The 20,256-nt window shown below is 56.2% G+C and carries 19 protein-coding genes and 1 pseudogene; 18 read left to right on the top strand and 2 right to left on the bottom strand.

Annotated elements, in window-relative coordinates; all coding sequences use genetic code 11:
* Positions 1 to 207: 207 nt before the first annotated feature.
* A complete protein-coding gene (locus HY788_09180; protein ID MBI4774334.1) occupies positions 208 to 1,602 on the bottom strand; it encodes a S41 family peptidase in 1,395 nt (464 codons plus the stop codon).
* A 155-nt stretch (positions 1,603 to 1,757) separates the two neighbouring features.
* Entirely contained in the window at positions 1,758 to 3,113 is a 1,356-nt protein-coding gene (locus tag HY788_09175) for a TolC family protein (protein ID MBI4774333.1), read from the bottom strand.
* A 216-nt stretch (positions 3,114 to 3,329) separates the two neighbouring features.
* Between HY788_09175 and HY788_09170 the strand changes: the two genes are divergently transcribed.
* The 18 genes and pseudogenes from HY788_09170 (at position 3,330) to HY788_09085 (ending at position 20,214) form a co-directional block, all read left to right on the top strand.
* Positions 3,330 to 3,767: a DUF177 domain-containing protein gene (locus tag HY788_09170; protein ID MBI4774332.1), complete on the top strand. Its 438-nt coding sequence runs from the start codon at positions 3,330 to 3,332 to the stop codon at positions 3,765 to 3,767.
* A gap of 19 nt (positions 3,768 to 3,786) precedes the next feature.
* Positions 3,787 to 3,966, top strand: a complete 180-nt coding sequence (gene rpmF, locus HY788_09165; protein MBI4774331.1) for a 50S ribosomal protein L32 — start codon at positions 3,787 to 3,789, stop codon at positions 3,964 to 3,966.
* A 62-nt stretch (positions 3,967 to 4,028) separates the two neighbouring features.
* Positions 4,029 to 5,006 (top strand): phosphate acyltransferase PlsX, encoded by a 978-nt coding sequence (plsX, locus tag HY788_09160; GenBank protein ID MBI4774330.1) that lies wholly within the window; start codon positions 4,029 to 4,031, stop codon positions 5,004 to 5,006.
* Positions 5,007 to 5,015: 9 nt separating this feature from the next.
* A complete protein-coding gene (locus HY788_09155; protein ID MBI4774329.1) occupies positions 5,016 to 6,173 on the top strand; it encodes an acyl-CoA dehydrogenase family protein in 1,158 nt (385 codons plus the stop codon).
* A gap of 9 nt (positions 6,174 to 6,182) precedes the next feature.
* Positions 6,183 to 6,977 (top strand): electron transfer flavoprotein subunit beta/FixA family protein, encoded by a 795-nt coding sequence (locus HY788_09150; GenBank protein MBI4774328.1) that lies wholly within the window; start codon positions 6,183 to 6,185, stop codon positions 6,975 to 6,977.
* A 139-nt stretch (positions 6,978 to 7,116) separates the two neighbouring features.
* Positions 7,117 to 8,310: a 4Fe-4S binding protein gene (locus HY788_09145; GenBank protein MBI4774327.1), complete on the top strand. Its 1,194-nt coding sequence runs from the start codon at positions 7,117 to 7,119 to the stop codon at positions 8,308 to 8,310.
* A gap of 108 nt (positions 8,311 to 8,418) precedes the next feature.
* A complete protein-coding gene (gene fabG, locus HY788_09140) occupies positions 8,419 to 9,162 on the top strand; it encodes a 3-oxoacyl-[acyl-carrier-protein] reductase (GenBank protein ID MBI4774326.1) in 744 nt (247 codons plus the stop codon).
* Positions 9,163 to 9,250: 88 nt separating this feature from the next.
* Positions 9,251 to 9,487: an acyl carrier protein gene (acpP, locus tag HY788_09135; GenBank protein MBI4774325.1), complete on the top strand. Its 237-nt coding sequence runs from the start codon at positions 9,251 to 9,253 to the stop codon at positions 9,485 to 9,487.
* Positions 9,488 to 9,516: 29 nt separating this feature from the next.
* A pseudogene (locus HY788_09130) lies at positions 9,517 to 10,700 on the top strand (beta-ketoacyl-[acyl-carrier-protein] synthase II).
* Positions 10,701 to 11,100: 400 nt separating this feature from the next.
* A complete protein-coding gene (locus HY788_09125) occupies positions 11,101 to 12,348 on the top strand; it encodes a serine hydroxymethyltransferase (protein ID MBI4774324.1) in 1,248 nt (415 codons plus the stop codon).
* Between the two features lie 180 nt (positions 12,349 to 12,528).
* Positions 12,529 to 13,020: a transcriptional repressor NrdR gene (gene nrdR, locus HY788_09120; protein MBI4774323.1), complete on the top strand. Its 492-nt coding sequence runs from the start codon at positions 12,529 to 12,531 to the stop codon at positions 13,018 to 13,020.
* Complete coding sequence (ribD, locus tag HY788_09115) at positions 12,995 to 14,113, top strand: bifunctional diaminohydroxyphosphoribosylaminopyrimidine deaminase/5-amino-6-(5-phosphoribosylamino)uracil reductase RibD (protein ID MBI4774322.1); 1,119 nt, start codon at positions 12,995 to 12,997, stop codon at positions 14,111 to 14,113. The genes nrdR and ribD overlap by 26 nt, the downstream gene beginning before the upstream one ends.
* 98 nt (positions 14,114 to 14,211) lie before the next feature.
* A complete protein-coding gene (locus HY788_09110) occupies positions 14,212 to 14,865 on the top strand; it encodes a riboflavin synthase (protein MBI4774321.1) in 654 nt (217 codons plus the stop codon).
* A gap of 76 nt (positions 14,866 to 14,941) precedes the next feature.
* Positions 14,942 to 16,141: a bifunctional 3,4-dihydroxy-2-butanone-4-phosphate synthase/GTP cyclohydrolase II gene (locus HY788_09105; protein MBI4774320.1), complete on the top strand. Its 1,200-nt coding sequence runs from the start codon at positions 14,942 to 14,944 to the stop codon at positions 16,139 to 16,141.
* Between the two features lie 40 nt (positions 16,142 to 16,181).
* Entirely contained in the window at positions 16,182 to 16,646 is a 465-nt protein-coding gene (locus HY788_09100) for a 6,7-dimethyl-8-ribityllumazine synthase (protein ID MBI4774319.1), read from the top strand.
* Positions 16,647 to 16,652: 6 nt separating this feature from the next.
* Entirely contained in the window at positions 16,653 to 17,105 is a 453-nt protein-coding gene (gene nusB, locus HY788_09095) for a transcription antitermination factor NusB (GenBank protein ID MBI4774318.1), read from the top strand.
* Between the two features lie 6 nt (positions 17,106 to 17,111).
* Positions 17,112 to 19,697 carry a leucine--tRNA ligase gene (locus HY788_09090; protein ID MBI4774317.1) on the top strand — a complete coding sequence of 862 codons (2,586 nt, stop codon included), beginning with the start codon at positions 17,112 to 17,114 and terminating at the stop codon, positions 19,695 to 19,697.
* On the top strand, positions 19,684 to 20,214 hold the full coding sequence (locus HY788_09085; protein MBI4774316.1) for an LptE family protein: 531 nt from the start codon (positions 19,684 to 19,686) through the stop codon (positions 20,212 to 20,214). Before HY788_09090 ends, HY788_09085 begins: the two co-directional genes overlap by 14 nt.
* Positions 20,215 to 20,256 lie beyond the last annotated feature (42 nt).

Genomic DNA, 20,256 nt, shown 5'->3' with positions numbered 1-20,256 from the left:
TAGTATCGTTCTTTTGGGAATCGGAGGTTCGGGTATCCCGGAATAGGAACCACGAAACGACCAATTCCGAACAAACGCTTGAGTTGGGGCGGGCGAGGCTCTATGGAAATTGAACTATGCGGCCGATTTTAGGGAGTTCGCCGGGGCCGGAATCCGATACGAAGGCGGGGTGGGGGAACTCCTTCAGTTGGGAGTTCCCCCACGATGTCATTCAGCGGCGGCTTGCGGTTTGAGTTTGCTGAAAATATTCCACGTCCGGAGTAGTTCGACGGCCCGGTTGAGCTGGGTATCTTGACTCTCTTTCTCCGGTTCCGGTGTTTCCTTCATCTCTTCTTGGGGAACTTCCTCCTGCAGGGGTTCCTCGGGCGCTGTCTGAGTGTCTTGCTGAATCATGGGTTCTTCTGAATTTTCAAGATGGTGAAACAGATCCTTTTCCCTTAGGAAACGTTTTTCCTTTTCCTTTTCCGTCTCCTCCTCTTTCTCTTGGGGGCGCGGCGCCATTTCCACCGTTACGTCCGGCGTAATGCCCTTCGCCTGGATCGAGCGCTCGCTGGGCGTATAGTACAGAGCGGTGGTCAGTCGGAGGCCCGAATCGTCCTCCAGAGGAATGATGGTCTGAACGGATCCTTTGCCGAACGTCTGAGTACCCAGGATAATGGCCCTCCGATGGTCTTGCAGGGCGCCGGCGACAATCTCGGAAGCACTGGCGCTTCCCTCGTTGACCAGAGCGATCATCGGCAGATCCTTGGGAACGAAGATATCCTCGTCGGCGTAAAAACGCATATTCTGGTTTTGCATCCGGCCTTTGGTGAAAACAATCAGGCCTTCGGAAAGGAAGGCGTCGCTGACTTTTACGGCCTGATCCAAAAGGCCTCCCGGATTGTTTCGCAGGTCGAGGATCAGTCCTTTGTAGGGTTTTTCCCCGACGGATAGTGACTGCAATGCTTCCTTCATTTTTTCGATCGTCCGATCCTGAAAAGCCAAAACCCGAACATAAGCTATATCCTCGCCAATCGGTTTCCATTTCACACTCTGGATCTGGATAATGTCGCGTTCCACGGGAATGTCGAGCAGTCTGGTCTCGCCTTCCCTCAGGATGGTGAGCAACACTTTTTCTCCCTTGGGACCTCGAATCAGCTTGACCGCGTCCAGCAGGCTCATGTCTTTGGTCACTTTTCCATTGATCTTGATGATCCTGTCACCCGCTTTGACTCCGGCGCGGTAGGCCGGAGTATCTTCGATGGGAGATACCACGGTCAAGATGCCTTCCCGCAATGTAATCTCGATACCTATGCCGCCAAATTCACCCTTGGTTTCAATGCGCAGCTCCTTGTACTCTTCCGGAGCAAGAAAGGCGGAATGAGGGTCCAATACCTTCACCATGCCCCGAATGGCGCCATAGATCAGCTTTTCCGAGTTTTCCTCTTCCACGTACTTGTTTTCGATTTCGTTGAGGACGGAGGTGAAAACTTTGAGCTTTTCGTAGGTGGCGTCCGAGCCGGCATTTGAAACGGGCAGCGGCTGGAGAGTGAAGGAAAGGAGAATGGCTGCAATGGCTACCGCCAGCGGCGCAATCAGTTTCCAATAGTTCTTCGAATTCATGGTTGTTTTCGCACCTTTCTATTTATAATGAGAATGCGGACTCCCGTAATCAGGAGGAACGCGGTTCTTTAGATAGACGCGGACAGGGACCCCGTTAGCGTCGCCGGGGACCGGGATCCCGACCGGAGGAAGGATCCGCCGTTATCCCGGATTCCTCAATCCAGTAGTCCCATGGCCACACGTAATTGCGCTAAGGCTACGTTGTAGCGATACAACGCACCGTAGTAATTGTCTTTGGCTTGAGAGAGGAGCGTTTGAGCATCCAAAACTTCCGTGTTCGTAGTGACCTGCTCTTTGTATCTCTCCACGCTCATGCGATGGTTTTCTTCAGCCTGCTCGATCGAGGTTTGCGCCACCGGCACATTTTTCTCGGACTCGCGCAGATTCAAAAAAGCTTCTTTGACCCGAAGAGCGATGAGTTCTCGTAGTTGTCGTTCTGCCTCCTCGGTTTGTCTGACCCTAACCCGGTTTTCGGATACGGAATGAAAGGTCCTTCCCCATTCCCAAAAGGTCCAATCCACTCCTGCAGTTAGCGACCAAACCTCCTGAACCTCGAATTCCGAGCCACTGACTTTCCACGTGTCCCCCATTTTTTCGTACGCAAAGGTCAATCCGAGGTTAGGATAGTATTCAGATTGAGCCAACTTGACGTTTTTTTGAGCGGATTCCGTGTTGAAGCGGGCGGCCTTCAGCTCGGGTCGATTTTGGTACGCCTGTTCAAAAGCGTAATCCAGCGTGTAGGGTACGGGTGCGTAGTTCATGACGTCTACCACCTGGGTGTTCATATCAACAGGGTACCGGAGTAGGTTGTTCAGCTCCGCCCGCCGGATTTCAACGAGGTTTTTCGCTCGAATCAAGTTCTGGCGGGCATTGGCCGCCTCGACTTGCGCCTTGAGGTAGTCGTTTTTCGGAGTCATTCCGACATCGAAAAAGTCCTTGGCCACCTTGGCCTGGGCCTCGAAGCCCACGACCGCGTCCTCGGCGACGATGGTTCCCTTCTCCGCCAGGAGCAGATTGAAATAAGCGACCTTGGTCTGTACGATCAGATTCAGTTTGGTGGTTTCCAGGTCCACGTGCGCGACATCGATGCCCAGTTTGGCTAATTCGTAGGAAGTCACTAGTGCGAATCCGGCGAACACGGGTTGGTTGAATTCAGTCTTCCAATCCCAGTTGTTGACGGTGCCAATTTCAAGATTCTGGGGTATGCCCGGAAAGCGGATACTTTGAAGCTCCGGTGCTTCGTTCAGTCGGGTGTAGCTGTAAGTCGTATTGGCTTTGAACAGGAATTCCGATCGAGCCTGGTTCTTTCGCTCGACGGCGGCGTTAATCTCGTCTCTTGCGATAAGTATGTCGGAATTTTTGTCGAGAACGATCCGGATACAATCCTCCAACGAAAGTGGCTCGTTCGCGGGTCCGGTTTTCTCGGTCTCCTGTCCGAAAGCACTACTCACCAATACCAGAAATGCAACCGACATCATCGCCGGCCACAGCCGTTTTATTTTGGGTAACATGATCCTATCGCCTCTTTCCGTTTTCTTCGATGATCTCCGCTGAGCGGCTATTTCAGTCACATTGAGGTGCAGGCAAACGGGAAATCTGTCCGGCTCCAAGTCCTGTTCGGGTCCATTTCTATTGAAAAAACCACAAGTAAGGAGCCCTTTTCCGACGTCCAGATTATGGACAACGATTCCCCGGAGGTCAAGTGATTTTGTACGTGAAAAGGGTGCGTGACCGGAGTTACAAGCCAATCGCGGACGGGTCGTGTCCGGGTTGAACGGTCCGGCGACTATTTTGTGGTTCGGGGTGAAATGGAAACCACGGTGACTTTGGCATGCGACCGGTGTTTGGAGAACTATTCGCAGCCCGTGCATGCGCAAATTTACGCCGTCCTGGTTTCGGCGGACCTCTTGCGGGAAGCGGGTGCGGAGTCCGTTGAACTTACTTCTCAGGATCTGGACATTACCTCCTACGAGGGGGAAGAGTTTGATCTGGAGCCCATCGTTCAGGAACAGATCATACTTTCGCTCCCGCTAAGACACGTGTGTGGCGAAGAATGCCTGGGGATCTGTCCGAAATGCGGAGCCAACCGTAACCGGACGCCCTGTCAGTGTTCGGATAACGGTCCGGAGAGTCCGTTTTCCGTTTTGAAGAAATTGAAGATCTAGCAAATTTCGGAGGCTGATCATGGCCGTACCTAAACACAGAAAGTCCAAATCGCGCAAGAATATGCGCCGTTCCCACGATAAGCTATCCTCACCTTCACTGTCTTTGTGCGCTCAGTGTGCGGAGCCCAAAATGCCCCACCGGGCGTGTCCGAGTTGCGGCACTTACCGGGGGCGGACTTATATCGAGACGGAAGACTAAGCTGAATCTGAGCCTTATCTCCGCCGGGTGAGATCGTGAGCGATTCAACGAGTCGGGACGACATCCGAATTGCCGTAGACGCCATGGGCGGTGACCTTGCGCCACAGGCTCCGGTTCACGGGGCGGTCTGGGCTGCCCGGGAGTTTGGCTGTCCCGTGGTCCTGGTGGGACAAGAGGCGGCCATCCGCCATGCGCTGAGCGAGGTGGAGGACGTCCCCGCCGAGCTCATCGAAATATGCGACGCCCCGGAATTCATTGAGATGGATGAGCCCGCTGCAGCCGCTTTTAAGAAAAAGAAGGGCTCCTCCATACGGGTGGCTTTCAACCTGGTCAAAGAGGGCAAAGTACACGGAGTAGTGAGTGCGGGCAATTCCGGCGCCATCATGACGGGTGCGGCTTTGGTGCTGGGTCGAACCGTCGGCGTGGATCGTCCTGCTATCGCGGGTGTTTTTCCATCCCTTTCGGGTCCCATTGTGGTCATCGATGTGGGCGCCAATGTGAATTGCAAGCCGCGGCATCTTTTCCAATTCGCCATAATGGGAGACATCTACGCGAGGAGCGTTCTGCACATCGAGAACCCGCAAGTAGGGCTGCTCAGTATCGGGGAAGAGAGTTCCAAGGGGAACGAACTGGTCAAGCACGTCCATGAGCTGCTGCGAAACACCAACCTGAATTTTATCGGAAACGTAGAAGGACGAGACATCTTTTCGGGTAAAGCACAGGTCATCATCTGCGACGGTTTTGTGGGCAATGTTTGCTTGAAGCTCACCGAAGGTCTCGGACAGGTGTTTAAGATCATGCTGGTGGAAGAGGCCAAGAAAGAATGGATGAGCCGGTTGGGATTCTTCTTCGCCAGGGGCGTCAACGGAGCGGGTATCGTATGTCACGGCTCTTCTCCGGCTAAAGCGATCAAGAATGCCGTACGAGCGGCCAGGGAAGTCGTTCAGAACCGGGTAAACGAGCATCTGGCGAGGGGACTCGCCCGGTTTTCCCAAGAGGAGATGAGTTCTCAGCCCGAAAAAGGGGAAGGGGTTTCGTAGGAGCGTCGGATGGACTATTTTCTTACTGAAGAACAGCAGATGATTCGAGATCTCGCCCGACAGATCGCCGAGACCAAAGTGATTCCGGTGAGAGCCGAACTGGACGAACATGAGATTTTTCCGCATGACATCATGAAAGATCTCGCCCAGTCGGATTTGTTCGGAATAGTAATTCCGGAAGAATATGGCGGACTTGGCATGGGGTGCCTGGAAAACTGTCTTGCCGTGGAAGAGCTTAGCAGGGCCTGCTGCGGTGTGGCGACTACATTTGCTGCAAGCGGACTCGGGGCCTACCCCATTTTGCTGAGCGGATCCGAAGAACAGAAACGGACCTATCTCCCCCGCGTCGCTTCCGGCCAATCCCTGGCCGCTTTCGGTCTCACCGAGTCCAACGCGGGCAGCGACGTGGGCGGCATACAGACTACCGCGGTGTTGGATGGGGACGAATACGTAATCAACGGCACCAAGCAATGGATTACGAACGGGGGAGAAGCCGAGATTTATACGGTGGTCGCGGTCACGGACAAATCCAAGGGACCCCGTGGGGCTACGGCGTTCATCGTTGAAAAGGGGGATCCGGGATTTGGTTTTGGGAAGAAAGAACGGAAGATGGGGATCCGGGCTTCGACCACGCGGGAGCTCATCTTCGAGGACTGCCGCATTCCTAAGGATCGGGTCATCCGCAAGCCCGGCGCCGGGTTTCTCGTCACCATGAGGACCTTCGATCATTCGCGCCCCGGTGTGGGAGCCCAGGCGGTGGGCCTCGCTCAAGGCGCTCTGGACGAGGCGGTGAAATACGCCAAGACTCGAGTCCAGTTCGAAGTCCCCATCATCAGTTTTCAAGCGGTTCAGCACATGTTGGCCGATATGGCGATTTCCGTGGAAGCGGCGCGGGCTCTGGTCTACAGTGTTGCGCGTTACGTGGACAGTGATCCGAAGGACGTGTCCAAAGAGAGCGCCATGGCGAAAGTGTTTCCCACCGATGTGGCCATGAAGGTGGCCACCGACGCGGTGCAGGTACTGGGAGGCAGCGGGTACATGCGGGAATATCCCGTTGAGAAGATGATGCGGGACGCCAAGATACTGCAGATTTATGAAGGCACGAACCAGATCCAACGGAACATCATCGGGCAGGCCCTGAACAAAGAATATACGCGGAAGAAATAGGTAAGATCCATGAACGTGATCGTCTGCCTGAAACAGGTGCCTGACAGCAAAAACATCCAGATCGATCCGGTCACGAACACGCTGCAACGCCAAGGGGTGGAGAGCATCGTCAACCCTTTCGACCTGTATGCGCTGGAAACCGCGCTTCGGATCAAAGACGAACTCGATGGCAAGGTTTCAGTGATTTCGATGGGGCCTCCTCAAGCGGAAAGCGCCCTGAGAGAAGCGATATCCTATGGTGCGGACGAAGCCGTCCTTTTGAGCGACCGGAGATTTGCGGGCGCCGACACACTCGCCACATCGAGAACCCTGGCGGCCGGTATCACGAAAATGGGTCTCTTTGATCTCGTGATTTGTGGAAAACAAGCCATCGACGGAGACACGGCCCAGGTGGGGCCGGGTTTGGCGCAGAACCTGAAGGTGCCTCATGCGGCTTTCGTGAAGAAGATTCAGGGGATCGAAAACGGCAGGATGGTTATCCACCGGATGATGGACGACGGGTATGATGTGGTGGAAATACGGCTGCCTGCCTTGATTACCGTAGTGAAGGAAATCGGAGAGCCCAGGGTGCCTTCCTTCAAAGCAAAAATGCGCGCCAAGAAGATCGAGATTCCGATCTGGGGATGCGAGGACATCGGGCTTGCCGAAACCGTGGTGGGCCTTGCGGGATCGCCTACCTGGGTCGAACGCATTTTCGCACCGGAACCGCGTGGCGGCCGGGAACTTCTTGAAGGGGAACCGGAGGTTCAGGTAGCCCATCTGATCCGACGTTTGAAAGAAGATCAGGTGATCAAGCTCTCATAGCCGGACGCGACAGACACTGACAAACCGCCTGAATCCGCTTTGACCGCAGTGGATGGGTTGACACCGGGCTCTCCGGAATGTAAAAGACCGTCCCAAACTACCCCAAAAGAGCACTTGAACGGACCATTGACCTAACGCAATGAGTATATCGATCGATCAGGAAAAATGCACGGCCTGCGAGAGCTGCGTAGAAGCATGTCCTTTCGGCGTGATTGAGATCGTGGACGGAACCGCCGTGGTCGGCGACGGGTGCAACCTCTGTGGCGCATGTGAAGAGGCCTGCGCCTTCGAGGCGATAACGATCCTTCACAAGACCCGTACCGAGCGTGGGACCGAAGCGTATCGAGGGGTGTGGGTCGTCGGCGAACAGCGCGACGGGCAGGTAGCGGGTGTGTCTTTCGAGTTGCTGGGGGAAGGCCGCAAACTCGCCGAGAAGTTGAATGAAGATCTGTGCGCCGTGCTGTTGGGCAACGACATGGAGTCCGCCGCGCAGGAAATGATCCGATACGGCGCGGATCGTGTGTACCTGATGAACCATGCCGATCTCCTTCACTATCACGAGGATACCTACGCTCGATCGATCGCCGATCTGGTGCTCGAGCACCGGCCGTCCGTACTGCTCCTGGGAGCCACCGCCATCGGTCGCTCCCTGGCTCCCCGGCTGGCGACCATGCTCGAAACCGGCTTGACCGCGGATTGCACCGGCCTTGACATTCGCGCCGAAGATAGGGCGCTTCTCCAGACCCGCCCGGCTTTCGGTGGAAACATCATGGCCACCATCGTGTGCGCCGACCGGCGGCCCCAAATGGCTACCGTTCGACCCAAAGTGATGAAACGTGCGACCAGGGAAGAAGGACGTCGGGGAGAGATTGTACCGGTTGATGGGATACCGGCCGGCCATGGTGGTCTCATCCGCGTTCTCCAAGTTGTCAAAGACCTGGATGATCGCATCAACTTGTCCGAGGCGGATGTCATTGTCACGGGGGGACGCGGGCTTCGGGAGGCTAAGAATTTCGATCTGCTTAGGGAGTTGGCGGAACTCCTGAACGGGGCCGTGGGTGCGACACGGGGCGCCGTGGACTCGGGATGGATCGGGTACGCGCACCAGGTAGGGCAAACCGGAAGGACCGTATGTCCCAAACTGTATATCGCTTGCGGCGTTTCGGGAGCCGTACAACATCTGGTGGGGATGCAGTCATCCGATGTAATCGTAGCCATCAATAAGGATCCCGAGGCTCCGATCTTTCGAGTGGCGGACTATGGCATTGTGGGCGATTTGTTCGAGATCGTGCCCGAGATAATCGATCAGATCAAGAGAGAACTGGGGCAGTGAACGAGGTGTTCCGTTCGCCGAGCGGGAAGTTCGGTCAGCGGCGGATGAGAGAAACCTCCGCGAGGCGGAGCGTAACCGTCAGCAGCGTTGTGTGAGAGGAGTTCCGGTTTGGAGAGTAAAGGTCGAGTCATTCTTGTTACGGGTGGATCGAGAGGTATCGGGCGGGCCATAGCGTTGAAACTGGCCGGGTCCGGGGATACCTTACTGATCAACCATTACGACAAAGACGACGAAGCTGCCCGGGTTACGGCCTCCGAGGTTGAACATCTCGGCGCCAAGGCGTACGTGTATTTTTTCAGCGTCGCGAATGCGGAAGAAGTGGATCGCTACGTGGGAGAAATGATCGAGGCGTTCGGCCGCATCGATGTGCTGGTGAACAACGCCGGAATCACCATGGATTCCCTCTTCGTGCGGATGAAGGAGGAACAGTGGGATTTAGTGATCGATGTGAACCTCAAAGGCGTGTTCAACTGCAGCAAGGCGGTAGGTCGCGCTATGATGAAGCAGCGACAAGGTAAGATCGTGAACATCGCATCCGTTGTGGGCGCTATAGGTAATGTCGGCCAAGCCAACTACGCTGCTTCGAAAGCCGGGATCATGGGGTTCACGAAGACGATTGCCAAGGAACTGGCCGGGAGGAACATCAACGTAAACGCCGTGGCTCCCGGCTTTATCGATACGGAAATGACGGCGAATTTGCCGGAAAAAGCCAAACAGGCCTTCCTGGAGTCCATTCCCATGGGCCGTATGGGGTCCCCGGAAGAGGTAGCCGACCTTGTGGAATTTCTTTGTTCGGATAGATCAAAGTATATCACGGGTCAGATTATCCATGTAAACGGCGGCCTGTACTAATCGGCCCGTACCTGAGCCGGTGGGAATTCCCCGCTTCGGTCGGGTTTGTTAGAGACAGGAAATTAATCCTAATTCGGAGGGAAATGCAATGTCTTCCATTGCAAAGCAAGTAAAAGACATCATTTGTGAACAATTGGGCGTGGATGCGGCGGACGTAGTGGACGACGCTTCATTTGTGGACGACCTGGGCGCCGACTCCCTGGATCTGGTGGAACTGATCATGGCGATGGAAGAAGCGTTCGACGTAGAAATCGCCGACGAGGAAGCCGAAAAAATCCGTACGGTGAAAGATGCCGTGGCCTACATCGAGGGACACAAGTCCTAACCTGGGGAGTCCCTGAAAGGAAGTTGTTTGTGGGCAAGCGAGTCGTCGTTACAGGATATGGGCTGGTGTCGCCTTTGGGCATCGGGGTCGAGGAAACCTGGGATCATCTGTGCAAAGGATCCAGCGGCGTCGGGCCTATCACGCTGTTCGACGCTAGTGCTTTTCGAACAAAGATCGCCGCGGAAGTCAGAGGGTTCAACCCGGAGGACTTCATGGACAAGAAGTCCGTCCGGCGTGTGGACCGGTTCATCCACTTTGCCATCGCTGCGGCGCGGATGGCCCTCGATCATTCCGGCCTCGAGATCGGCAAGAACAACCCTGAACGGATAGGCACCTACATCGGTACCGGACTCGGAGGGTTGCAGTCCCTCGAATACTTCCACACGGTGCTGCAGGAAAAGGGGCCTCAGAAAATCAGCCCGTTCTTCATTCCTATGCTCATAGGCAATATGGCTCCGGGACAGATCTCGATCATGTTCGGAACCAAAGGACCAAATCTGAGCGTTTCCACGGCATGTGCGGCAGGCTCCCATGCCATAGGCGAATCCTACAAGCTTATCCAGGCCGGGCTGGCGGATGTCATGATTTGCGGCGGAAGCGAGGCCGTGATCACGCCGTTGGCGCTGGGTGGATTTTGCGCCATGCGCGCGATTTCCGAGCGGAACGATGAGCCGGAAAAGGCGTCCCGTCCCTTTGAGAAAAACCGGGATGGATTTGTCATGGCAGAGGGGAGCGGCGTCGTGATTCTCGAGTCTCTGGAACATGCTCGGAATCGGGGAGCCCGGATAGGGGCCGAATTGATCGGCTACGGTTTGGGTAGCGATGCGTATCACATGACGGCGCCGGCGCCACAGGGCGAGGGAGCGGCCCGGTGTATGAGGCTGGCCCTTGAATCCGCCGCCCTGGCACCGGAAATGGTGGACTACACGCGGTTTTTGGCTCTCACGCGCAGACCATGCCGGTCAGTTCGACGAAGTCCATGACAGGACACCTGCTCGGCGCCGCCGGGGGTGTGGAGGCTATATTCAGCGTTCTGACCCTGGAAAGAGAAATCATTCCCCCGACTATCAACTATGACGAGCCGGACCCCGAAATCGTCCTCGACGTAGTGCCCAATAAGGCTAGAAAAGCCCGCGTGAATGTGGTTATGAGCAATTCGTTCGGATTTGGGGGCACCAATGCGTGCCTGATATTTAAGCGGTGGGAGGGTTAGCCCGGAACCTTACAGAACAATCGTTCGCTTCTAAGGGGCGTGTTATTGAGCCCGATGGTTGGGCTGTCGGGTCCTGCGGTACGTATATACCGCTTCGTACATGCCGCTTTGCCGTACCAAGATCGCGCTCCGAGAAGTTTCCGGGCTGGAATACCGTCCGGCGGTTTCGCTCGAGGGGAGCGCGGCGCATTCGAAAGTCCTTGATCGCCGGAAGTAAGCGGCGTTTCGCGTTCCCATGAGTCCGGGTCCGAAGCAAGATCCGTTCCGGAATCTCGAGGAAACGGGCTTATGAGTAAACTTCCTAAGGTTCCGGTTTTACGGATGGGCGCGAGAAATGCTGTCAATGGATAATAAGCCGTGTGGTCCATGGCTGGATGAATATAAGAAGCGGAATTCGATGATGGAGCACTTGAAACAGATCGATCCTGAAATTGCGCATGCTATCCAGATGGAAGTAAAGCGCCAGTCCGAAAAGATCGTCCTGATCGCATCCGAGAACTATGTCAGTCGGGCCGTAATCGAGGCGCAAAGTTCCCTCCTGACCAACAAGTATGCGGAAGGGTATCCGGGTCGCCGATTTTATGGCGGGTGCGAATATGTGGATATGGTGGAGACTTGGGCCATCGAAAGAGCCAAAACGCTTTTTCATGCGGACCATGCCAACGTCCAGCCTCATGCAGGATCCCAGGCCAACATGGCGGTCTTCTTCTCCGTTCTGAAAATCGGGGATACGATCATGGGAATGGATCTGAGTCACGGCGGACACCTGACCCACGGCAGTCCCGCCAGCTTCTCGGGACGGCTGTACAAGGTCGTCTCCTACGGAGTGGATCCGGTTACCTATCGGATCGATATGGACCAGGTGGAAAAAGTCGCTCGGGAACACCAGCCGAGAATCATCATCGCCGGAGGCAGCTCGTATCCGAGGATCATCGACTTCGAGGGCTTTGCTCGTGTCGCCAAAGAGGTGGGAGCCATGTTTATGGTGGATATGGCCCATTTCGCCGGTCTGGTCGCAGGAGGAGTCTTTCCGTCACCCGTACCCCATGCCGATTTCGTGACCTCCACGACGCATAAAACACTCCGGGGGCCGAGGGGTGGCTTCGTCCTTTCCAGTCAAGCGCACGCCAAGAAATTGGACCGCCACATGTTCCCCGGCATGCAGGGAGGCCCCTTGATGCACACCATCGCCGCCAAGGCCGTGGCTTTCAAGGAAGCTATGCAGCCGGATTTTGCGGACTATTCACTTCAGGTGGTCAGAAACGCCAAGGTCTTGGCCGAGGCTCTCGCGGGCAAGGGGTTGAAAATCATCACCGGTGGCACCGACTGTCATTTGATGCTGGTGGACCTGTCCGACGTTGGGATGACCGGCGCCGTGGCGGAGGATGTCCTGGATCGAGCCGGTATTACCCTCAACAAGAACGTGATTCCATTTGAACAGAGGAGCCCCAACGAGACCAGCGGTATTCGCATCGGCACACCGGCGGTTACAACGCGCGGTATGAAAGAAGACCAAATGAGATGGATAGCCGACCGTATTGTGGATGTGCTATCCTCTCCGGAGGACGAAAGACGAATTCAGAAAACCGCTGATGACGTCAAGGAATTCTGTGCCGAGTTTCCCATACCCGGAACGGAGGGGACCTGAACTTCCCGGGCGTTTCTTCGTTCCGGAAAATGCGCTTTCCTTTAAACCCGGCCGGCAGCGAGCTTCGACGGAAATAGCTAGGCGGTCCGCGCGTTTCGCCGTCGGCGCTCACCGGAGATCTTAGACGGTCGATAACCTGACACCTTCTGATTGCTTGCCATCCCACGGAGTACCTCCAACGTGAAATGCCCCTATTGCGGCGGAACAGAAAATAAAGTCATCGACTCCAGACTGAGCAAGGAGGGAACGGCGATCCGCAGGCGACGAGATTGCGCCGGTTGCGGCCGCAGGTTCACCACCTACGAACGGGTGGAAGAGATTCTGCCCATGGTTGTGAAGAAGGATAATCGCAGGGAGCCGTTCAGCCGGAGCAAAATCTACGACGGTATCAGGAAGGCGGTTCAAAAGCGGCCCGTGAGCGTCGAAAAAATTGAGGCATTTCTCGAGGAGATCGAAAGAGGGTATCAGGAAAGCTCGAAGAAGGAGGTTCCCAGCCGGGAAATCGGGGAGAAGGTCATCGCAAAACTCAAAGAGTGGGACGAGGTCGCCTATGTCCGATTCGCTTCCGTTTACAGACAGTTTGCAGACGTCAACGAGTTTATGTCCGAACTCGAGGAGCTGATCAAGGAGCGGAAGAAAAAGACCAATGACTGGGATACCGAAAACGGATAAGGAGTACATGCGCCTGGCGCTGCAACTCGCCAGAAAGGCATGGGGGCGCACCTCTCCGAATCCCATGGTGGGCGCCGTGGTGGTCCGGGAGCATTCGATCGTCGGCCGTGGCTACCATGCCAAAGCCGGGAAGCCGCATGCGGAGCGGATCGCACTCGAGGAAGCGGGAGAAGCGGCGCGTGGAGCGACCCTCTACGTAACCCTCGAGCCCTGCAATCACTACGGGAGAACGCCTCCGTGCACGCAGGCGGTCCTGGACAGTGGTGTCCGCAGGGTGGTTATAGGGCAGATGGACCCCAACCCGGCGGTTCGGGGTGGCGGCGCGCCGTTGTTGCGGGAGCGGGGGATCGAGGTAACGACGGGTGTGCTGGAACTCGAGTGCGCGCACCTGAACGAGGCGTTCACCACCTACGTAACGCAGGGCCGGCCGTTCTTGGCGATCAAAGTGGCTGCTTCCTTGGACGGGAAGATCGCCACTTCTATGGGAGACTCGAAATGGGTCACCAACGAACGCTCCCGAAATTTCGTGCATAAGCTGCGGGCCGGAGCGGACGCCATCATGGTGGGAAGGGGCACCGTTATGGCCGACGATCCGCAATTGACGTGCCGACGCAAATACGGATCCGATCCCATACGGGTGATTCTGGACAGCGGATTGAACATCCGGTCCGACCGGAAGGTGTTCAATGCGGATTCCGAGGCCGGATTGATCGTGTTCACCCGAAAAGGGGCGGCCGCTGAAAAGATTCGCGAAATCGAGGCCGCCGGCTCGGAGGTGATCCAGGTGACGGCCGACGGCGACTGGGTTTCGTTTCCCGAGGTGATCAGTGAGCTGGCCCGGCGCAAAGTGACCTCCGTGCTGATTGAAGGAGGAAGTCGGGTGGCCGCATCGGCCCTGCGTTCGGGATTGGCTGACAAGATTTACTTCTTCTATGCGCCAAAAATCATCGGTGGAAAAGACGCCCCGGGTATGTTCGGGGATCTCGGCATCCGGCGGATGGCGGATGGTATGAAGGTATACAACGTCAAACACCGCCGCTTCGGGGATGATCTGCTGCTCGAAGGGTATCTGCGGAAACCATTGCCGGCTTGATGGAAGAACCCGGCCTGTTTGATGTCCTTTACGACATGGACCTAACCGGTTCCTGACGGGCCGGCGAGTCGTCGAAGGAATAGCGAGGCGCGATTTTCATGTTCACCGGATTGGTGGAATGCATGGGTCGGGTGAACCGGCTGCTTCTCAAGGGCGGCGACGCGAGACTGGTGCTCGATGCTCCCGGCTTCACGGATGTGAGGTTGGGAGAAAGCATTTCCATTAACGGCGTATGTCTGACCGTCGCGTCCCTGAAAGGGGACCGGTACGATTTCGATGTGTCCGAGGAGACCATTAGCCGCAGCAATCTGGGCGTGCTGAAACAAGGCGACCTGGTGAACCTCGAAAGAGCGTTGCGCCTTTCGGATCGGCTCGGAGGACACCTCGTATCGGGCCATATTGACGCGGTGGGAGCGATCCTGATAAAAAGACCGCGGCTGGCCTCGATTCGGCTCAGGGTCTCGATCCCGGAATCGTTGTCCAGGTATGTGGCGCCGAAAGGATCCGTGGCCGTGGACGGCATCAGTCTGACCGTGAACGAGTGCGAGTCGAATTTCTTTGAAGTAAACCTGATCCCTCATACGGTCGAGATGACGACCCTGCAATTCAGAAAAGAGGGCGACAAGGTCAACATCGAGACGGACCTGATCGGCAAGTACGTCGAACGGATGCTCGCCGGCCGGGGTCATGAACAGGAGCGGAAGAACGAAGGGGTTTCCCTCGAGAGCCTGGCGCGAAGCGGCTTTCTGTGAGCTTCCATTCCAAGGCCGTCCAAGGCTGAAAGAGAACGATTCATAACCGCTGCAACCAGTTAAAAGGGCTGTTTTCATGCCTGTGAGCACCATAGAAGAAGCAATCGAGGATATTCGGGAAGGCCGGATGGTCATCCTGGTGGATGATGAGGATCGGGAGAACGAGGGCGACCTGACCATGGCCGCGGAGAAGACGACCCCTGAAGCCATCAATTTTATGGCCAAATACGGGCGTGGTCTGATTTGTCTTTCCATGACCCCCGAACGTCTGGATCGGCTGAGGATACCCATGATGGTCCGGGACAATACGTCCCCTTTCAATACGGCCTTTACCCAGTCCATCGACGCCCGAAACAACCCGTACGCCGACATATCCGCCGCAGGACGCGCCCACACGATCCTAAAGGCGACGTCCGACGACGCGGGAGACGAAGACCTGGTCTCGCCGGGACATGTATTTCCGCTTCGGGCCCGCAAGGGGGGGGTTCTGGTCCGTACCGGGCAGACCGAGGGTTCGGTGGACCTGGCCCGTTTGGCCGGGCTCAAGCCCGCAGGCGTTATCTGCGAGATCATGAACGAGGACGGAACCATGAGCCGTATGCCCGACCTCGAACGTTTCGCAAAACTCCACGGACTCAAAGTCGTGACCATAGCCGATCTTATCGCATACCGGATGGTCAACGAGCGCCTTGTGCGCAGAGCGGCCACGGCCGTGTTGCCTACGCCGGCCGGCCGTTTTAAGGCCATCGCGTACGAGAACGATGTGGACGAACATCAGCATCTGGCGTTGGTCAAAGGGGAGATCAAGCCCGGAGACGAGGTGCTGGTTCGCGTACATTCCCAGTGTCTGACGGGAGACGTGTTGCATTCTTTACGCTGCGACTGCGGCGACCAGTTGGCCGCGGCCCTGATCAGAGTGCAGGAAGAAGGCAAAGGCGTGATTCTGTACATGCACCAGGAGGGTCGGGGGATCGGGCTGATTAACAAACTCAAAGCCTATGCGCTTCAGGACCAGGGAAAGGACACGGTCGAGGCAAATCTGGCTTTGGGCTTCGAGGCGGATCTCCGCGACTACGGAATAGGGGCCCAGATCCTGGCCGACCTCGGTGTGCGTAAGATGCGTCTCATGACGAACAACCCGAGAAAAATCATCGGACTGGAAGGCTATGGACTTACGGTCGTCGAACGCGTGCCCCTCGAGATTGAGGCGAATCCCCAAAACCTCAGATACTTACGCACGAAGTGCGCGAAACTCGGGCATCTAATCAAGGTATAGAACAAACGGGTTAACATTCGACTGAATGTGGAGGGCTCTTATGGCCACTGTGCTCGAAGGCCACCTGAACGCCGAGCAGCTCAAGTTTGGGATTGTGGTCGGACGTTTCAATGATTTCATCACCGGTCGATTGCTCGAGGGCGCTATGGACGCGCTCGTGCGGCATGGTGCGGACGAACACCAAATTACCATCGTCAAGGTTCCGGGATCTTTCGAGATTCCTTTGGCGAGTCGTAAACTCGCACAGAGCGGAGCCTACGATGCGGTAATCTGCCTGGGAGCGGTGATCCGTGGCTCCACGCCGCATTTTGACTATGTTGCATCCGAGGTGGCTAAGGGAGTCGCCATGGTCGGCCTCGAAACCGGAGTTCCCGTCATCTTCGGCGTGCTGACAACGGATACCATCGAGCAGGCTGTTGAACGCGCCGGAACCAAGTCCGGTAACAAAGGCTGGAGCGCCGCCGTGTCGGCCATCGAAATGGCGAACCTTTTGAAACAGATTTGACAGACCATGGAAAAACGCCGAAAGGCGCGTGAACAGATCGTCCAGATTCTTTATCAGATGGATGCCGCCGGAGTGCAGGCGTTGGAAGCCCTCAAACTGTATGAATCCAACTTCTGTTCACCCAGGATTTTGTCCGACTTCGTGCGCGAGCAGGTCCTTGGAATTGCGGATCATCTGGCCGAACTGGATCGAATGGTGACGGAACATGCCGAGAACTGGCGCCTCGGACGGATGTCTGCGGTCGATCGGAATATCCTAAGAATGGCGGTTTATGAGCTTCTGTTCAGAGACGATATACCGCCCATCGTGTCCATCAACGAAGCCATCGACTTGAGCAAGAAGTTTGGAACGGACGAGTCCGGAGGCTTTGTGAACGGCATTCTGGACAGCATTTACAAGGCGATGCAAGAGCAAACTCCTGACAAGGAAAACAACGACGAACAGGTTCATCGGGAATAAGCAACCATGGAACAACCGTACAACCCTCTGGAAATCGAGAAGAAGTGGCAGAAATACTGGGCGGAAAAGGGTTATGACCGTGTTTCGGAAGATCCCTCTAAAACGAAGTTTTACCTGCTGGAGATGTTTCCGTATCCATCGGGCAAAATCCACATGGGCCACGCACGCAACTACTCCATCGGAGACGTGGTGGCGCGCTACAAAAGGATGAAGGGTTTCAATGTCCTGCATCCCATGGGCTGGGACGCCTTTGGCATGCCCGCGGAAAACGCCGCCATCGAAAACAAGGTTCATCCCGGCGTTTGGACTCGAGGGAATATCGCGGCCATGAAGGCTCAATTGCAGAAGATGGGCTTCAGCTACGACTGGTCCAGGGAATTTGCCACGTGCGATCCCTCGTATTACCGCTGGGAGCAGTTGGTCTTTATCCGGATGTTCGAGCGCGGCCTGGCCTACAAGAAGCGATCCCTGGTGAACTGGTGCTCGAAATGCCAGACCGTTCTGGCCAACGAGCAAGTCGAGAACGGCTGCTGTTGGCGGCATTCGGACACGGAAGTCATCCAGAAAGAAATGGAAGGGTGGTTTTTCAAGATTACCGACTATGCCGAGGAACTGCTCGAATATACGGACAAGCTTACGGGCTGGCCCGAACGCGTGCTGGCCATGCAGAGGAACTGGATCGGAAAAAGCCGCGGCGCCATCATCCGATTCGCCATGGAAGACGGAAGCGATCCCATAGAAGTATTCACTACTCGGCAGGACACCTTGTTCGGAGCCACCTTCATGTGCATGGCTCCGGAACTGCCCCGATCGCGGGAAATCGCCCAGGGAACGGATCAGGTGTCCGGGGTGAACGCGTTTATCGAAAAAACGCTTCGAGTCGAGTCGTATATACGCACCTCGGACGAGATGGAGAAAGAGGGCGTCTTCGCGGGCAGGTACTGCATCAATCCGGTGACGGGCCGAAAGATGCCGATCTATATTGCCAACTTTGTGGTCGCGGAGTACGGCACGGGCGCCGTTATGGCGGTGCCGGCGCACGATCAGCGCGATTTCGAGTTTGCGAAGAAGTACGACCTCCCGATCGTCGTGGTGATCCAGCCGGAAGGCCGACCGTTGGACCCGGCCGCCATGACGGAGGCCTATGTGGATGAAGGCGTGTTGGTGAATTCCGGAGATTTCAACGGTCTTCAGAACCTCCGGGCCCTCGATCGCATCGCCGATTACCTGAACGATCGGGGCATAGGGCATAAAACGGTGAGCTACCGTCTCAGGGACTGGGGCATCTCGAGACAACGTTTCTGGGGCGCTCCGATTCCGATCATCTATTGCGACCAATGCGGCATCGTACCGGTGCCCGAAGAAGACCTGCCCGTGGTGCTGCCCGAGGACGCCAATCTCGAGGACGACGGCCGTTCGCCTTTGCCGTATTTGGATTCGTTTGTTCGTGCGCCGTGTCCCAACTGCGGCAGGGAGGGGCGGAGGGAAACGGACACCATGGACACGTTTGTCGAGTCGTCCTGGTACTTCGCGCGTTTTGCTTGTCCGGACTATGAAAGCGGTCCGTTGGACCGGAGCAAGGCCGACTACTGGATGCCCGTGAATCACTACATCGGAGGCATCGAACATGCGATTTTGCACCTGTTGTATTCCCGCTTCTACACCAAGGTGCTGAGAGACTACGGTATGATCGACGCGGACGAGCCGTTTACCAACCTGCTCACCCAGGGCATGGTATGCCATGAAACCTACGAGTGCCCCAAACATGGGTATTTGTATCCTTACGAGGTGCGGGATTCGAAGTGCTCGAAGTGCGGCAGCGACGTTATTTCGGGTCCGAAGGTGAAGATGAGCAAATCCAAACGGAATGTGGTGGACCCCGAAACGCTCATCAATCATTACGGCGCGGATACCGTGCGGATGTTTTGCCTCTTTGCGTCGCCTCCCGAACGGGATCTCGAGTGGAGCGAGCAGGGAGTTGAAGGGGCGTACCGGTTCCTGAATCGGGTTTGGCGGCTGGTGAACGATTATGCGGAGGCCTTGAAGGGTGTCCGACCGTATCGGGGGGGAGCACCCCTCGAGGGCGCTCTTCAAGATTTGCACAGAAAGACCCACCAGACCATCAAGAAAGTTACCGAAGATATCGATGATCGCTTCCATTTTAATACGGCCATAGCCGCCGTGATGGAATTAACCAATCAGATCTATAAGGTCATCGATACGGAAAATCCTTCGAACAAGACGGCGCTCAGTGTGGTTTCGGAAGCCGTCGAATCGCTCCTGACCATGCTGTTTCCTTTCGTCCCACATATAGCCGAGGAGCTGTGGTCACGGCTCGGTCAAACACCGGAACTGGTGCATCGGCCGTGGCCGTCCTACGATCCGGATTCCGTGGTGGCCGACGAGATCGAACTGGCCATCCAGGTGAATGGAAAACTCCGGAGCCAGGTTATGGTGGCCCGGGAGGCGGACGCAGAAACGATCAAGGGAGCGGCGTTCGACGATCCCCGAATTCAGAAGTGGACCGAAGGAAAGACCGTTCGCAAAGTGATCCTGGTTCCCGGGAGGTTGGTCAATATTGTGGTGTCGTAAATGGAGTCGATGCACTGCGGCCCTGACGGCCGTATGGCTGCTCCTTGTAGGGTGCGGATATCAGTTGAAAGGGCGGCACGGCAGCCTTCCGGAAGACATGCGCACCATCGCCATTCCCGTCATGCAGAACCGTACCAACGAGCCGGGACTCGAAACCACGGCCACGCGTATCTTCATCGAGGAATTCAACCGTAGGACCGAGCTGAAAGTGGTGACTGAAGATCGGGCGGATGTGGTTCTTCGAGGCGAGATTCAGGATATCTACGTTTCTCCCTTATCCTACGGCGCCAACGAGCATGCGTCTGAACGCAGAGTAACGCTCACCATGGGGTTTCAACTCGAGAAACGGGATGGCGACAAACCTGTTGAAAACGTGAACGGCTTGAGTTTTCAAGAAGGATACGAGGTGGTTCCGGACGACCCGCTGGCCACGGATGCCAATCAGAAGGTTGCGCTGAACAAGATCCTGTCGAATCTGGCGGAGAAGGTCAACGAGATGCTGTTCAGGGATTTCTGATGGGCTGAACGAAGAAAAATCGTTCCCCGGCGGGGGGAACGA

The sequence above is a fragment of the Deltaproteobacteria bacterium genome (genome assembly GCA_016208165.1).
Classification (GTDB): Bacteria; Desulfobacterota; Desulfarculia; order JACQYL01; family JACQYL01; genus JACQYL01.
Note: the sequence above shows the minus strand (reverse complement) of the source record. Positions and strands in the feature narration are given on the sequence as shown.

What these genes read in the sequence shown, in the direction of transcription:
- HY788_09180 (MBI4774334.1), bottom strand. Translation starts at nt 1,602, where the DNA reads ATGAATTCGAAGAACTATTGGAAACTGATTGCGCCGCTGGCGGTAGCC.
- HY788_09175 (MBI4774333.1), bottom strand. Translation starts at nt 3,113, where the DNA reads ATGTTACCCAAAATAAAACGGCTGTGGCCGGCGATGATGTCGGTTGCA.
- rpmF (MBI4774331.1), top strand. Translation starts at nt 3,787, where the DNA reads ATGGCCGTACCTAAACACAGAAAGTCCAAATCGCGCAAGAATATGCGC.
- HY788_09155 (MBI4774329.1), top strand. Translation starts at nt 5,016, where the DNA reads ATGGACTATTTTCTTACTGAAGAACAGCAGATGATTCGAGATCTCGCC.
- HY788_09150 (MBI4774328.1), top strand. Translation starts at nt 6,183, where the DNA reads ATGAACGTGATCGTCTGCCTGAAACAGGTGCCTGACAGCAAAAACATC.
- HY788_09145 (MBI4774327.1), top strand. Translation starts at nt 7,117, where the DNA reads ATGAGTATATCGATCGATCAGGAAAAATGCACGGCCTGCGAGAGCTGC.
- acpP (MBI4774325.1), top strand. Translation starts at nt 9,251, where the DNA reads ATGTCTTCCATTGCAAAGCAAGTAAAAGACATCATTTGTGAACAATTG.
- HY788_09125 (MBI4774324.1), top strand. Translation starts at nt 11,101, where the DNA reads ATGGAGCACTTGAAACAGATCGATCCTGAAATTGCGCATGCTATCCAG.
- ribD (MBI4774322.1), top strand. Translation starts at nt 12,995, where the DNA reads ATGACTGGGATACCGAAAACGGATAAGGAGTACATGCGCCTGGCGCTG.
- HY788_09110 (MBI4774321.1), top strand. Translation starts at nt 14,212, where the DNA reads ATGTTCACCGGATTGGTGGAATGCATGGGTCGGGTGAACCGGCTGCTT.
- HY788_09105 (MBI4774320.1), top strand. Translation starts at nt 14,942, where the DNA reads ATGCCTGTGAGCACCATAGAAGAAGCAATCGAGGATATTCGGGAAGGC.
- HY788_09100 (MBI4774319.1), top strand. Translation starts at nt 16,182, where the DNA reads ATGGCCACTGTGCTCGAAGGCCACCTGAACGCCGAGCAGCTCAAGTTT.
- nusB (MBI4774318.1), top strand. Translation starts at nt 16,653, where the DNA reads ATGGAAAAACGCCGAAAGGCGCGTGAACAGATCGTCCAGATTCTTTAT.
- HY788_09090 (MBI4774317.1), top strand. Translation starts at nt 17,112, where the DNA reads ATGGAACAACCGTACAACCCTCTGGAAATCGAGAAGAAGTGGCAGAAA.